Below are 13,400 nucleotides of genomic sequence, written 5' to 3'. Positions count from 1 at the left end.
GTTCGGAACATGACGACGACCTATCTGGAGCTGTCGCAGGACGGCGGCGGTGCCCACAAGTTCTACGAAGTGACCGTCGACGGTCTGGAGGTGGCGGTCCGTTACGGCCGCATCGGGGCGGCCGGGCAGACCCAGCGCTCCTCCTTCGCGACCGCCGAGAAGGCCCACGCCGCGGCGGCGAAGAAGATCGGCGAGAAGGTCCGCAAGGGCTACGCCCCGGCGGTCCCCGGGCAGCGCGCCGCCCGGCCCGTCACCCGCCGGGCGGTCAGCTCCGCGCCCTCCACGGCCCGGGCGGTCGCCCCCGTCCTGTGGCGCTTCCGCACCGGCTCCGCCGCCTTCGGCATCCACGTGGACGAGGACCGCATCTGGGTGGGCAACCAGGCGGGGGACGTCTTCACCCTGGCCCACGGCGGCGAGGTGCTGGCCCGCTTCAGCCTGCCGGACGGCGTGAAGTGCCTGGTCGCCGACGACTTCTGGATCTACGCGGGCTGTGACGACGGCAAGGTCTACGACCTCTCCTCCAAGCTGCCGTTCGCCGCCTACGACATCACCGCCGACGTCGACATCTTCTGGCTCGACATCCACGAGGGCGTCCTCGACGTGGCCGACCGCTCCGGCCGGCTCACCGTCATCGACCACGAGGACGAGCACCAGTGGTCCCGCTCCGGCCGCGGCGAGTACGCCTGGATGGTCCGGGCGGACGCCCGCGCGGTCTACTACGGCGACACGAGCGGCGTGACCGCGTACGCCGCGGACGGCTCGGGCGAGCTGTGGCACACCCGCGCCGACGGCGCGGTGCTCTTCGGCTGGCAGGAGGAGACCGCTGTCTACGCGGGCACCGGCCACCGCAAGGTGCAGCGGCTGGCGAAGCGCGACGGCCGGATCGAAGCCGTCTACGGCTGCGACGCGACGGTGTACTCGTGCGCCACCTCGCCCGGTGGGCGCTTCGTCTTCGCGGGCGACTCGGCCTCCTCCGTCTACTGCTTCGCCGAGGACGGCACCCGGCTGTGGAAGCTGGGCACCGGCGGCGGCTCCGCGCTCTCCATGCAGTACCGCGACGAGCGGCTGTACCTGGTGACCACCGACGGCTCGCTCGTCTGCGTGGACGCGAGCGAGGCGGCGATCGAGGCCGCCCAGCAGGGCAGCGTCCCGGTCGTCCGCGACGTCAAGCTGGCCGCCGCGCTGCCCACGTACACCCCGGCGACCACCGTCTCCGCCGTCGCTTCCGTCGCCTCCGTCGGCGCCGCGGGCGAGGCCCCGGCCGGCTCGATCGTGGTCGAGTGCGCCCTGGAGGGCGGCCGCAGCCGGGTCCGGGTGGTCAGCCCCGGCTACGAGCCGTCGTGGAACGTGCAGTTCCCCCGCGCCATCCGGGAGCCCGGCGCGCGGTTCGTGGTGGAGGCGCTGCACCCGGCGGCGGGCGGCTTCTACCGGGTCCGCGGCGAGATCCGGCGGCTGCTGTGAGCCGGGGCCCGGCCGGCGAGGGCGCGTTCGAGGCGGCGACGGGCGACGGGCCGCCGTTCACGGGCGACGCCGAGCAGCGCTCCCGCGAGGTGCGGTCCGCGCTCGACGGGCTGCGGCAGATCCGCCGGCTGACCGGCGCCCCGGGCGCCGCCGGGGACGTACCGGCGCTGTGGGAGCGCCGGCAGCCGGTACGGGCGGTGGCCCTGGCCCTGGAGGCCGGCGGGCTCTCCCCGTCGGCGGTGGACGCGGCCGGGGCGCGGACGGCGACCGGGTACCGGGTGCGGGCGGGGGAGCGGCCGGCCACCGCCGTGGTCGAGTGGCTCGGACCGCCCGGCTCCGGCGCCGCCGGACAGGAGACCGGGGCCCTGGAGGCGTGTGCCGCGGCGCTCGCCCGGCTCGGCTGGGAGGCGCTCCTCTACAAGGGGCCCCGCGGCCGCCGCTTCCTGGAGGTGGAACCGGCCGGAACGGCCGCCGGCCCGGGCCCGTCCTGAGCGGACGGACACCGGGCCGGCGGGGGCCGCGGGCGCGGCCGGGCGCGTCAGGCGATCGAGGCGGAGACGATCGCGGAGACGGCGATGTTGCAGGAGGCGGTCACCCAGACCGCCGGGTGCGGCTCCGGGTCCACCAGCGTGGCGCCCAGCTTGCCGGGCGTCACCAGGTCCACCACCAGGAACGCGACGGCCATCATCACCAGGCCCAGGAGGCCGAAGGCGGCCGTGGAGGCCAGGCCCTTGCCGAAGTTGTCGTAGGTGGTCCAGATGGAGGTGAAGACGATCCCGCCGATGCCGAGCAGGGCGGAGCTCAGCAGGACGGCCGCGTTGCGGTTGCGGTCCTCCCATATCTGCCGGCCCAGCTTGCCCGGGGTCAGGACGTCCACCAGGACGATGCCGAGGATCAGCAGGACCACGCCGAGGGCGCCGTAGGCGGTGGCACGGCCGAGGCCGTTGACGATGTCGGTCATGGGAAGCCGGCTCCGGAGAGTGGTGATCGCGAGCGATCGACGGTCATGGACCGGCAAAATCTAGCGCACGGATCGAGCCGGTCCGCCGTCCGCCCGGAGATCGGGCGGACGGCGGACCGGACGAGCGGGAGCACAGCGGGCGGATCAGGCGCCGGGCGGCAGGTCCCCGGCCCGGGAGCGGACCATGAGGGCGGTGACGATCTCGGCCGCGCCGACCGCCAGCAGCCAGATCCCGCCGAGCAGGGTCAGCACCGCGACCGACTCCAGCGGGGAGACGATCAGCACCACTCCGGCGAGGGCGCTGACGAGGCCGAGGAAGACCTGCCAGCCCCGGGCCGGCATCGCCGGGTCGGAGGCCGCCGCCACGGTCTGCGTGATGCCGCGGAAGAGCCAGCCGATGCCGATCCACAGCGCCAGCAGCAGGATCGACTGCGTCGCGCCCCGGAAGCAGAACAGGCCCAGCAGGATCGACAGGGCGCCGCTGATGAAGGCCATCACCCGCAGCGAGGTGGTGGCGTGCGTGCCGAAGGCGGCGACCAGTTGCGTCACGCCGCTGAAGAGCAGGTAGAGGCCGAAGAGCACACCGGCCGCGACCAGCGAGGCGCCCGGCCACACCAGCACCAGCACGCCGAGCACGAGGGCCGCGATCCCGGCCAGCAGCAGGGCCTGCCAGGCCGCCCCGGCGAGCGTCCCCAGCGGGCCGGGCGGCACGTCGCTCCGCACGGATCGGTCGTGCGGCCTGTCCTGTGTCCGCGTCATGGGGTCCGTCTCCTTCGGTTCATGGGGCCTGTCACCTTCCGTCCGTCCCCTTCCGCCCGCCGCCGCGCGCGAACGCCCCGGCGCGGGAGCCGGGGAAGAGCGCCTCGGCCCGTGCCGTCCGCTCGACCCCGGAGGGTCGACGCCAGTCAAGCAATGCCGGGCAAACGCCGCAAAAGATGACTCAAGGGGAGTAGCGGGCGGCGTCCCGGGCGGCGGGAGAGGCGCCGCGCGCCGACAGTGGAGGGGTACGCGTCCCCTCCCGCATCTGGAGAACGTCATGGCTCACCCCAACCGGCGCGACCTCGGGCTGCTCGTGCTGAGGGTCGGCACCGGTGCCGTGCTCGCCGCGCACGGCACCCAGAAGCTCCTCGGCTGGTTCGGCGGCGGAGGGATCGAGGGCACCAGCAAGGCGATGGAGGCCATGGGCTTCCACCCGCCCCGCGAGTCCGCCGTCGCCGCGGGCCTCGGCGAGGCGGGCGGCGGCGTGCTGCTCGCCCTCGGCCTCGCCACCCCCGCCGCCGGCGCGGCGGCCGCCGGAGCCATGGCGGGCGCCGTCTCGGTGCACGCCCCGGCCGGCTTCTTCGCCCAGGCCGGCGGCTACGAGTACCCGGCCTTCCTCGGCTTCACCGCCGCCGCCATCGGCATCACCGGCGCCGGCCGCTACTCCCTGGACCACGCCACCGGCCACGTCCTCGACCGCCCCTGGGTGGTGGCCGTCGCCTTCGCCGGCACGGCGATCGCCGCCGCGGCCGTGGTCGGACGCCGCGCCCAGAACCGGGCGGCGGCGGCCGCCGCCACCGAGGCCGACCTGTCCCCGGCGGGCGACGGCACCGAGGAGCCGGACGACCGGTGAACCCGCGGGGGCGATAGGCTCGTCACAGAGGAAGGGACGGACGCGGGGCAATGAAGATCGATCTCACGGACACCAACTCCAGCGCGATCAACAAGGCGATCCTGGAGGGCCGGAGGGCCGTCGGCACCCCCGCCGTCGGCGTCGTCCTCACCCTGGTGATCGTCACCGACGAGGAGAACGCCTACGACTCCGTGCGGGCCGCCAACGAGGCGTCGAAGGAACACCCCTCGCGCACCCTCGTGGTCATCCGGCGCCGGGCGCTCTCGCCCCGCGAGCGCCACGTGACCCGGCTCGACGCCGAGGTCCGCCTCGGCACCGACGCCGGCTCCGGCGAGACGGTGCTGCTCCGCCTCCACGGCGAACTCGGCGCCCGTGCCGACTCCGTGGTGCTGCCGCTGCTGCTGCCCGACGCCCCCGTCGTCGTGTGGTGGCCGGTGGACGCGCCGGCCGTCCCCTCCAAGGACCCGCTCGGCGCCCTCGCCCAGCGGCGGATCACCGACGCGTACGCGGTCGAGGACCCGCTCGGCGCGCTGAGCGCCCGGGCCGCCTCGTACGCCCCCGGGGACACCGACCTCGCCTGGACCCGGCTCACCCCCTGGCGTTCCATGCTGGCCGCCGCCCTCGACCAGGCCGGGACGGACGTCGTCTCGGCCGCGGTGGAGGCCGAGGAGGCCAACCCCAGCGCCGAGCTGCTGGCCCGCTGGTTCGAGGTCCGGCTCGGCGTCCCGGTGGAGCGGATCGTCTCCGAGGGCCCGGTCGTCACCGCCGTCCGGATGGGCACCCCGCAGGGCGAGGTCCGCATCGACCGCCCCGAGGGCCCGGTGGCCCACCTCGCCATCCCCGGTCAGCCGAGCCGCGTCATGGCCCTCAAGGTCCGCACGACCGCGGAACTCATCGCCGAGGAGCTCCGCCACCTCGACCCCGACGACGCCTACGCGGCGGCCCTGGAGGGCCGTTCCTCCTGATCCGCCGTCACCCTCCGCGCGCCCGGGGGAGGATGGGGTCATGACGATCGAATCCGTGGTGATACGACAGCGCGTCGAGGATCTGGACGCCGCCGTGCCCTTCTACGAGAAGCTGACGGGAAGCGGCGCCTCCCGCTTCTCCTTCGCCGGCGTCGACCTGGCGGGCGTCGGCCCCTTCCTGCTGTTCAGCGGTCCGGACGAGGCCGTCCGGCGGGTCGCGGGGGTGGCGGCCACCCTGACCGTGCCCGACCTCGACGCGGCCGTCGCGGAGGCGGTGGCGGCGGGCGCGGAGGTCGTGGCGCCCCCGTCGCCCGCCCCGAACGGCCGCCGCGCGGTCCTCCGGCACCCCCAGGGCGGGGTGTTCGAGTACGTCGGGGCCTGAGGGACCGAAGGACGACCGTCCCCGGCGCCCCCTTCCGGGGCGCCGGGGACGCGGACGCTCCCGGTGTCAGACCCGCTGCCAGAGCGCCGGGACGTTCGGCGGCTCCCAGCCGGCCTGGGCCTGGTGGGCCTGGAGGCAGCGGTAGGTGGAGCCGCCGTACGTGACGGTGGCGCCGGCCGCGTACACCGTGCCCGCCTTCCACGTGCCGCCCGGCTCCGGCTCGCCCGGGCCGGGGCCGGGGCCCGGGTCGGTGCCGGTCGTCTTCAGCGTCAGGCCGTAGGCCGACAGGATCGGGTTCAGCGGCTGGAAGTAGGTGGTGCCGCCGCTGGAGCAGTTGCCCGAGCCGCCCGAGGTCACGCCCTGCGCCTGGCTGCCGGAGATGTACGAGCCGCCCGAGTCGCCCGGCTCGGCGCACACGGTCGTCCGGGTCACCCCGCTGATCGTGCCCTCCGGGTAGGTGACGCTCGTGTTGTGCTGCTGGATCGTGCCGCAGTGCCAGCCCGTCGTCGAGCCGGAGCGGCACACCGAGGAACCGACCGGCTGCAGCACCGAGCCCGTCACCTGCACGTTGGCGCCGCCGGCGCCCTTGACGTACGGCGTCGCGGTCCAGCTGCTGTTGGCCGCGACCCACGCCATGTCGTTGCCCGGGAAGACGGACGCCTGGAACGTGCCCTGCGCGACCTGGTTGTAGCCGCTGGTGGACTGGCCGGCCCGGCCGCAGTGGCCCGCCGTCGCGAAGCCCTGGGTGGTGCCCCGGGTCACCGCGAAGCCGACCGAGCAGCGCCCGCCGCCGCCCATGTAGTACGCGTCGCCGCCCCGGATGTCGTAGAGCGGGCGCGGCGCCTCGGCGGACCGCACCACCCGCACCAGCTCCCGCGCCACGCCGGTCTCCGCCGCGAGCCGCGCGCCGGCACCGGCCCTGGTCTCCTCGACGACCAGCGCGTTGGCGCGCACGTCCACGTACCGCACCGGCGCGTCGGCGGTCGCCGCCCGGTCCAGGGCCTCCTTGGCCCGTTCCAGCGCGGCCAGGTCGTGCCGGACGAGCCGGGCCGTCGCCCCGGCCTCCCGGATCGCGGCGAGGTCGGCGGCGCGGGTGGTGGCCACGGTCAGGGAGCCGGACTCGGCGCCCGCGACCCAGGCGCCGGCGAAGGAGCCGCCGAGCCGGTCGCGCAGCCGGGCGGCGGTGGCGCCCGCCTCGGCCTCGTTCACGAGGCGGCGCTCGGCCTGCGCCCGGGTCAGCCCCAGGTCGCGGCCCATGGCGGCGAGCAGCTCGGGCCGGGCCCCGTCCGCCCCGAGCGCCCGGGCGGCGCTCTGGACGGCGGGCCCGGTGCCGGGGGAGGGCTGCGCGGCGGTGGCGGATCCGGTCTGAAGCCCGGCCAGCACCATCCCGGCGGCGGCCAGCGCGGTACACGCCGCGCGGGCGTGTCGTCGGAGCATGGGGAGTCTCCTCGGTTCTCGGTGGGGGATCTGCCGAGAACCGTAGGAACGGCGCCGCCTCCGGGGGAGCTCCCGGACGGCCCCTTCCCCCGCGTTATGGCCCCGCGTCCCCGGACCGCCGGGGGCGGGGCCTCAGACGGCCGCGTCCGCCGTCCGGCCCGCGCTGCGGGCCAGGGCCTCCGCGTGGGCGTCGCGCGCGTGGGCGAGCACGGCCGCGGCGCGGCCGGCCGCGCGGCCCTCCGGGTGCCAGCCGAGGAGGTGGCGCCAGAGGAGCGGGGCGCCGGCCAGGGGGCGGGTCACGACGCCGGGGGTGGCCGGGAAGGTCGCCCGGCACAGGCCCACCGCCCGGCCCACCTGGACCAGGTGGACGCAGGAGGCGGTGTCCGTCTCGTACACCCGGGCCGGGGTGAAGCCGGCCCGCACGCACGCGGCGGCGAAGCAGTCGCCGAAGCAGCCGTCGCCGGGCACGTCCGCCCAGTCCTCGGCGGCGAGTTCGGCGAGCGCGACCTGCGGGCGGGAGGCCAGCGGATGGCCGGTCGCCAGCATCACGTACACCGGGTCGCGGGCCACCTCCGTCCAGGCGAGCCGCCCCGCCTCGGGCGGCGGGCTCTCGCCGCAGACGCCGACGAGCGCGAAGTCGAGCCGCCCGGCCACCACCCCGCAGGCCACCTCCCGCTCCGACCAGGAGGTGTACGTGGTCACCCGCACGTCCGGCTCGGCCCGGGCGAGCCGGTCCACGAGGCCGCCGAGGAGCGGCCCGTGGGTCCCGCCGAGCCGGTACCCCGCGGCGCCGTCCCGGGCGAACCGGACGGCCTCCTCCTGGAGTTCGCAGACGGCGGGCAGCACCACCCGGGCCCGGTCCAGGACCAGATCGCCCAGGGCGGTGGCCCGCACGCCGTCCCGGCCGCGCGTGAACAGGGGCCCGCCCAGGGCCCGTTCGATCCGCTTGAGCTGGGCGCTCAGGGCGGGCTGCGCCAGTCCGAGGGCGGTGGCCGCGCGGGTGAGGCTGCCCGCCTCCGCGATGGCCCGGACCGTCTTCAGATGCCGCAACTCCAAGTCCATGCGCCCAGCTTGACGCCCTCCGCGTGACAGGTCCAGACCAAGGGAGGGGTTATCGGGCGCGGAGCCGCTCCGGAAGCCAGCGCAACTGCGCGGCCTGCTGGAACGCGCCGCCGCCCTCGTGGTCGTTGAAGTCGTAGACCTCGATCGCCTTGTCCTCGTGCGCGTACGCGTTGAACGCGGCGAACACCGTCGACGGCGGGCACGTCTGGTCCTCCAGCGCGGTGGAGAACAGCGCGGGCGCGGTCGCCCGGGACGCGAAGTGCACCCCGTCGAAGTAGGCGAGCGTCTCCCGCACCCTCTCCAGCCGGCCCCGGTGCGTCTTCAGGTAGTTGCCGATCTCCCGGTAGGGCGTGCGGTCGGTGACCGTCGTCGCGCGCGGGAAGTCGCAGAGGAACGGCACGTCCGGCGCGACCGCCGCCAGGTCCGGCACCAGCCCCGAGACGGCGATCGTGATGCCGCCGCCCTGGCTGATCCCGGTGACCGCGGTGCGGGCCGCGTCCGCCAGCGGATGCGACCGGGCCGCCTCCACCGCGCGCACCGCGTCCGTGTACAGCCGGCGGTAGTAGTACGTCTCCGGGGCCTCCACGCCCCGCGTCATGAACCCCGGGAACGCCGGCGCGCTGCCCACCGGGTCCGCGGTGTCGCCCGGCGCCCAGCCGCTGCCCTGCCCGCGGGTGTCCATCACGAAGTGCGCGAACCCGGCCGAGGCCCACAGCAGGTGACTGTGCGCCAGCCCGCGCCCGCCGCCGTACCCCAGGAACTCCACGACCACCGGCACCGGCTCGGTGACCCCGGCCGGGACGACGAACCACCCCTTGACCGGCTGCCCGCCGAACCCGGAGAACGTCACGTCGTACGTCTCCACCGTCGAGAGCCCCGTCGCCACCCGCTCGAACCGCGCGTCCAGCCCGTGCTCCCGCGCCTCGCCCAGCGTCTTCGCCCAGAACGCGTCGAAGTCCTCCGGCTCCACCGACCCGCTCCGGTACTCACGGAGCCGGTCGAGGGGCATGTCGAACAGGGTCATGTACACCGCCAGGTCAGATCTTCACGTCCGAAATCCCGACCGGCCCGCGCCGGTCCGCCCCACCCTAGCCCGCCCACCCGCCACATTCATATACGTGAACAACCTTCGTCCTCCCCCACGGAAGCGGACCCGCCCCCCGGCCCGGCGCACCGGCCGCCCCCGCAACCGCTCCGCCGTCCCGGCGGGCAGCATAAGGACGACCGCGCGCGAGCCTTCTTCCCGGAGTCGCCCGCGGGGGCCAAGGTGGGGGCGAGAGCGGCGAACGGAGGAGCCTGGTGAAGGTCGGAGTCCTCAGGGAGACACGGACCGGCGAACGACGGGTGGCGGCCACGCCCGCCACGGTGGAGAGGATCCGCGGACTCGGGTACGACGTCGTCGTCGACCCCGGCGCGGGCGCAGCGGCGGGCTTCACCGACCGCGCCTACGAGGAGGCCGGGGCGCGCGTCGGCGAGGCGACGGCGGCGGACGTGGTGCTCGGGGTGAACGCCCCGGAGGCGCGGCGGCTGGACCGGATGAGGCCCGGGACCACCGTGATCGCGATGTTCGCCCCCGCCACCGACCCGGCGGCGGTCGAGGAGCTGGGCCGGCGCCCGCTCACCGTCCTGTCCATGGACGCGGTGCCCCGCATCAGCCGCGCCCAGTCGATGGACGTCCTGTCGTCGATGGCGAACATCGCGGGCTACCGGGCCGTCGTGGAGGCGGCCCACGAGTTCGGCCGGTTCTTCACCGGCCAGGTGACCGCCGCCGGCAAGGTGCCGCCGGCCAGGGTCCTCGTCGTCGGCGCGGGCGTCGCCGGCCTCGCCGCGATCGGCACCGCCGGCTCGCTCGGCGCCGTCGTCCGGGCCACCGACCCCCGCCCCGAAGTGGCCGACCAGGTCCGCTCGCTGGGGGGCGAGTACCTGGCGATCGAGTCCCCCGAGACCGAGGTCTCGGCGACCGGCTACGCCAAGGAGATGGGCGACGACTACAAGGCGCGCGAGGCCGCCCTCTACGCCGAGGAGTGCCGCGCCGCCGACATCGTCGTCACCACCGCCCTGATCCCCGGCCGCCCCGCCCCCCGCCTGATCACCGCCGGGATGGTGGCCTCCATGAAGCCGGGCTCGGTCATCGTGGACATGGCCGCCGCCAACGGCGGCAACGTGGCCGGCACCGTACCGGGGGAGCGGACCGTCACGGAGAACGGCGTGACGATCCTCGGCTACACCGACCTCGCCGGCCGCCTGCCCGCCCAGGCCTCCCAGCTCTACGGCACCAACCTCCTCAACCTCCTCGCGCTGCTGACCCCCGGCAAGGACGGCGTCCTGATCCTCGATCAGGACGACCCCGTGCAGCGCTCGATCACCGTCGTGCGCGACGGCGAGCCGTCCTGGCCGCCGCCGCCCGTCCCGGTCTCCGCCGCCCCCGCGGCCACCGCCGCCTCCCCGCGGCCCGTCCCGCCGGCGAAGGAGCCCATGACGGCGGGGCGCCGCTTCACCGGCGTCGCCCTCGCCGCCCTCGCGCTCTTCCTCGCCGTCGCCCTCGCCCCCGCCGCGCTCCTGCCCCACGTCACGGTCTTCGTCCTCGCCGTCGTGATCGGCTACTACGTGATCGGGCACGTGCACCACGCCCTGCACACCCCGCTGATGTCGGTGACCAACGCGATCTCCGGGATCATCGTCGTCGGCGCGCTGCTCCAGATCGGCCACGGCGGCACCCTCGTCACCGTGCTCGCGGCCGTCGCCGTCCTGCTCGCGGGCATCAACGTCTTCGGCGGCTTCGCGGTGACGCGCCGCATGCTCGGAATGTTCACCAGGAGCTGACATGTCCGCCACCCACGCCGCACAGGCGGCCTACCTCGTCGCCGCCCTGCTGTTCATCCTCGCCCTCGCCGGCCTCTCGAAGCACGAATCGGCCCGCCTCGGCAACGCCTTCGGCATGCTCGGCATGGGCGTCGCCCTCGTCGCCACCCTCGTCCTCGCCGCCGACCGGGGCATCGGCGCCGGCGCCGCCGGCCTGCTCGCCGCCGCCCTGCTCGCCGGCGCGCTCATCGGCCTGTGGCGCGCCCGGGGCGTCGAGATGACCGGCATGCCCGAACTGATCGCGCTGCTCCACTCCTTCGTCGGCCTCGCCGCCGTCCTCGTCGGCTGGAACGGCTACCTGGAGGTGGAGCACCGCCCCGACGGCCCCGAGGCCGCCGCCCTCGACGCCGTCGGCCTCCTCGGCATCCACCACGCCGAGGTCCTCATCGGCGTCTTCATCGGCGCGGTCACCTTCACCGGCTCGATCGTGGCCTACCTCAAGCTCGCCGCCCGGATCGCCTCCAGGCCGCTCATGCTCCCCGGCAGGAACGTCCTCAACCTCGGCGCGCTCGTCCTCCTCGCCGCCCTGGCCGTCCGGTTCACCGCCGCGCCCGCCCTCTGGCCGCTCGTCGCGGCGACGGTCCTCGCGCTGGCGCTCGGCTGGCACCTGGTCGCCTCCATCGGCGGCGGCGACATGCCCGTCGTCGTGTCGATGCTCAACAGCTACTCCGGATGGGCGGCCGCCGCCTCCGGCTTCCTCCTCGGCAACGACCTGCTGATCGTCACCGGCGCCCTCGTCGGCTCCTCCGGCGCCTACCTCAGCTACCTCATGTGCAAGGCGATGAACCGCTCCTTCCTCGCCGTCCTCGCCGGCGGCTTCGGCGTCGAGGCCCCGGCCGGCTCCGCCGCCGACCTCGGCGAGCACCAGGAGATCACCGCCCGGGCCGCCGCCGAACTCCTCGGCGCCGCCCGCTCGGTCGTCATCACCCCCGGCTACGGCATGGCCGTCGCCCAGGCCCAGTACCCGGTGGCCGAACTTGTCTCCAAGCTCCGCGCCAAGGGCGTCGACGTCCGCTTCGGCATCCACCCCGTCGCCGGCCGCCTCCCCGGCCACATGAACGTCCTCCTCGCCGAGGCCAAGGTGCCGTACGACATCGTCCTGGAGATGGACGAGATCAACGGCGACTTCGCCGACACCGACGTCGTCCTCGTGATCGGCGCCAACGACACCGTCAACCCGGCCGCCGCCGAGGACCCGGCCAGCCCCCTCGCCGGCATGCCCGTCCTCACCGTCTGGGAGGCCGACCAGGTCATCGTCTTCAAACGCTCGATGGCCTCCGGTTACGCCGGCGTCCCCAACCCCCTCTTCTTCCGCCCCAACACCGCCATGCTCTTCGGCGACGCCAGGGACCGCGTGGAGGACATCGTCAGCGCCCTGTGACCGGCCCGCCGGCCGCGTCAGGCGTCACCGCCGGCGGTGACGGAGATCAGGTGGTCGACGACGTCGGTGAGGCGGGCGCGGCGCCGGTAGGCGGCGCGCTGGGCGTCGGCGCGGCCGCCCCGGGCGCGCAGCCGCGCCCAGAGGGCGTGGACGAGCGCGGTGTCGCCGTGGTCGTCGAGGGCGGGCCGGAGACGGGCCAGGAGCTCGTCGACCTGGGCGGCGGCCGGTGCCAGACGGCCGGTGGACAGGTCGACGGCCCGGCCGGCGAGGCCGTCGCGGGCCGCGCGCCAGCAGGCGGCCCGCAGCTCCTCGGGGCGCGGCCGGGGCGCGGGTTCCCCCGCGGCGTCGGCCGTCAGGGCGGTGGCGACCAGGGCGCGCACGAGGCCCGCGAGGAGCACGGTGTCGTCGGCGGTGGCGGTGGCGTCGGCCGCCCGGACCTCCAGGGTGGGCAGGTGGTGGGAGGGCCTGATGTCCCAGTACAGGCCGCCGCGGTCCATGACGGAGCCGGTGGCGAGGAAACCGGCCACGAGGTCCTCGAAGTGGGCGGGGGACTCGAAGTACGGCGGGGGACCGGCGACCGGCCAGCGGCCCCAGAGCGTGGTGCGCCAGCTCGCGTAACCGGTGTCCCGCCCCGCCCAGTACGGGGAGTTGGCCGTGAGGGCGATCAGGAGCGGGAGCCACGGGCGCAGGTGGTTGCTGACCCGCAGCGCGGTGGCCAGGTCGGGGACCCCGACGTGGATGTGGCAGGCACAGGCGACCTGCTCGTCGTCCAGGGCGCGGAACGTCGCGGCGCTCCGGGCGTAGCGGGGGTCGTCGGTCAGCGGCGGCGGACCGGGCGGCGCGAGGACGGGGGTCCCGGTGGAGACGACGCGCAGACCCCGGCGCGCGGCGGCGCGCGCGACGGCGTGCCGCGTCCCGCGGAGCTGGTCGGCGAGGTCGGACAGACCGGTGTGCGGGTCGGTGCGGGTCTCGACCTGGTACCGGGTGAGCTCCGGCCCCACCCGGTCGCCGAGCTCGCGCGCGGCCTCGGCCACCACCTTCTCGGCGTCGGCGCTCACCTCGCGGGAGACGGGATCGACGAGCAGGTACTCCTCCTCGGCCCCCACGGTCAGCGGAGCGGCGGAGCGGGGCCGGGCCCGGCCGGGGCCGGTGGCGAGGGGGCGTGCGCCGGACGGTGAGGGACCGCTGCTCGTCATGGTGACCATGCTGTCACGGCCGGTGACGGCGCGGTACGGCGCGAAAGCGGCATCCTCGGCGCGATCGCGGCCCGCGCCGCC

13 protein-coding genes are annotated in these 13,400 nt (G+C 75.6%); 7 read left to right on the top strand and 6 right to left on the bottom strand.

Annotated features, from left to right (window positions below):
* The first annotated feature begins 9 nt into the window (after positions 1-9).
* Together AB0E83_RS08885 and AB0E83_RS08880 are read left to right on the top strand one after the other, a co-directional pair.
* Positions 10-1,461 carry a WGR domain-containing protein gene (locus AB0E83_RS08885; RefSeq protein WP_362108070.1) on the top strand — a complete coding sequence of 484 codons (1,452 nt, stop codon included), beginning with the start codon at positions 10-12 and terminating at the stop codon, positions 1,459-1,461.
* Entirely contained in the window at positions 1,458-1,952 is a 495-nt protein-coding gene (locus AB0E83_RS08880) for a hypothetical protein (protein ID WP_362108067.1), read from the top strand. Before AB0E83_RS08885 ends, AB0E83_RS08880 begins: the two co-directional genes overlap by 4 nt.
* A 47-nt stretch (positions 1,953-1,999) precedes the next feature.
* Here the strand turns inward: AB0E83_RS08880 and AB0E83_RS08875 are convergent, their stop codons facing one another.
* Together AB0E83_RS08875 and AB0E83_RS08870 are read right to left on the bottom strand one after the other, a co-directional pair.
* A complete protein-coding gene (locus AB0E83_RS08875; RefSeq protein ID WP_362108064.1) occupies positions 2,000-2,422 on the bottom strand; it encodes a DUF350 domain-containing protein in 423 nt (140 codons plus the stop codon).
* A 144-nt stretch (positions 2,423-2,566) separates the two neighbouring features.
* Positions 2,567-3,181 (bottom strand): HdeD family acid-resistance protein, encoded by a 615-nt coding sequence (locus tag AB0E83_RS08870; protein WP_362108061.1) that lies wholly within the window; start codon positions 3,179-3,181, stop codon positions 2,567-2,569.
* 277 nt (positions 3,182-3,458) lie between these two features.
* On the opposite strand from AB0E83_RS08870, the gene AB0E83_RS08865 reads away from it, so the two are divergent.
* The 3 genes from AB0E83_RS08865 to AB0E83_RS08855 are packed head-to-tail and all read left to right on the top strand — an operon-like array spanning position 3,459 to position 5,381.
* Positions 3,459-4,034, top strand: coding sequence for a DoxX family protein (locus AB0E83_RS08865; protein WP_362108058.1), 576 nt, complete (start codon positions 3,459-3,461; stop codon positions 4,032-4,034).
* A gap of 50 nt (positions 4,035-4,084) precedes the next feature.
* On the top strand, positions 4,085-4,999 hold the full coding sequence (gene opcA / locus AB0E83_RS08860; RefSeq protein ID WP_362108055.1) for a glucose-6-phosphate dehydrogenase assembly protein OpcA: 915 nt from the start codon (positions 4,085-4,087) through the stop codon (positions 4,997-4,999).
* Positions 5,000-5,039: 40 nt separating this feature from the next.
* The gene (locus AB0E83_RS08855) at positions 5,040-5,381 is read left to right on the top strand and encodes a VOC family protein (RefSeq protein WP_362108052.1); all 342 of its coding nucleotides are present in this window, start codon (positions 5,040-5,042) and stop codon (positions 5,379-5,381) included.
* Between the two features lie 66 nt (positions 5,382-5,447).
* On the opposite strand, the gene AB0E83_RS08850 is transcribed toward AB0E83_RS08855, so the two are convergent.
* The 3 genes from AB0E83_RS08850 to AB0E83_RS08840 all read right to left on the bottom strand — a co-directional run bounded on the left by AB0E83_RS08850 (position 5,448) and on the right by AB0E83_RS08840 (position 8,904).
* Positions 5,448-6,818: a carbohydrate-binding protein gene (locus tag AB0E83_RS08850; protein WP_362108049.1), complete on the bottom strand. Its 1,371-nt coding sequence runs from the start codon at positions 6,816-6,818 to the stop codon at positions 5,448-5,450.
* A 132-nt stretch (positions 6,819-6,950) separates the two neighbouring features.
* Positions 6,951-7,880, bottom strand: coding sequence for a LysR family transcriptional regulator (locus tag AB0E83_RS08845; RefSeq protein ID WP_362108046.1), 930 nt, complete (start codon positions 7,878-7,880; stop codon positions 6,951-6,953).
* Between the two features lie 49 nt (positions 7,881-7,929).
* Positions 7,930-8,904, bottom strand: a complete 975-nt coding sequence (locus tag AB0E83_RS08840; protein WP_362108044.1) for an acetylxylan esterase — start codon at positions 8,902-8,904, stop codon at positions 7,930-7,932.
* A gap of 275 nt (positions 8,905-9,179) precedes the next feature.
* Here AB0E83_RS08840 and AB0E83_RS08835 point away from each other — a divergent pair, with 275 nt between their 5' ends.
* Together AB0E83_RS08835 and pntB are read left to right on the top strand one after the other, a co-directional pair.
* A complete protein-coding gene (locus tag AB0E83_RS08835; RefSeq protein ID WP_362108041.1) occupies positions 9,180-10,703 on the top strand; it encodes a Re/Si-specific NAD(P)(+) transhydrogenase subunit alpha in 1,524 nt (507 codons plus the stop codon).
* Position 10,704: 1 nt separating this feature from the next.
* Positions 10,705-12,123: a Re/Si-specific NAD(P)(+) transhydrogenase subunit beta gene (pntB, locus tag AB0E83_RS08830; protein ID WP_362108038.1), complete on the top strand. Its 1,419-nt coding sequence runs from the start codon at positions 10,705-10,707 to the stop codon at positions 12,121-12,123.
* A 17-nt stretch (positions 12,124-12,140) separates the two neighbouring features.
* Here the strand turns inward: pntB and AB0E83_RS08825 are convergent, their stop codons facing one another.
* Positions 12,141-13,319, bottom strand: a complete 1,179-nt coding sequence (locus AB0E83_RS08825) for a glutamate--cysteine ligase (protein WP_362108036.1) — start codon at positions 13,317-13,319, stop codon at positions 12,141-12,143.
* Between the last annotated feature and the right edge of the window lie 81 nt (positions 13,320-13,400).

This window comes from Streptomyces sp. NPDC035033, assembly GCF_040636735.1.
Lineage (GTDB): Bacteria > Actinomycetota > Actinomycetes > Streptomycetales > Streptomycetaceae > Streptomyces.
This window is presented reverse-complemented; position numbering and strand designations above follow the sequence as displayed.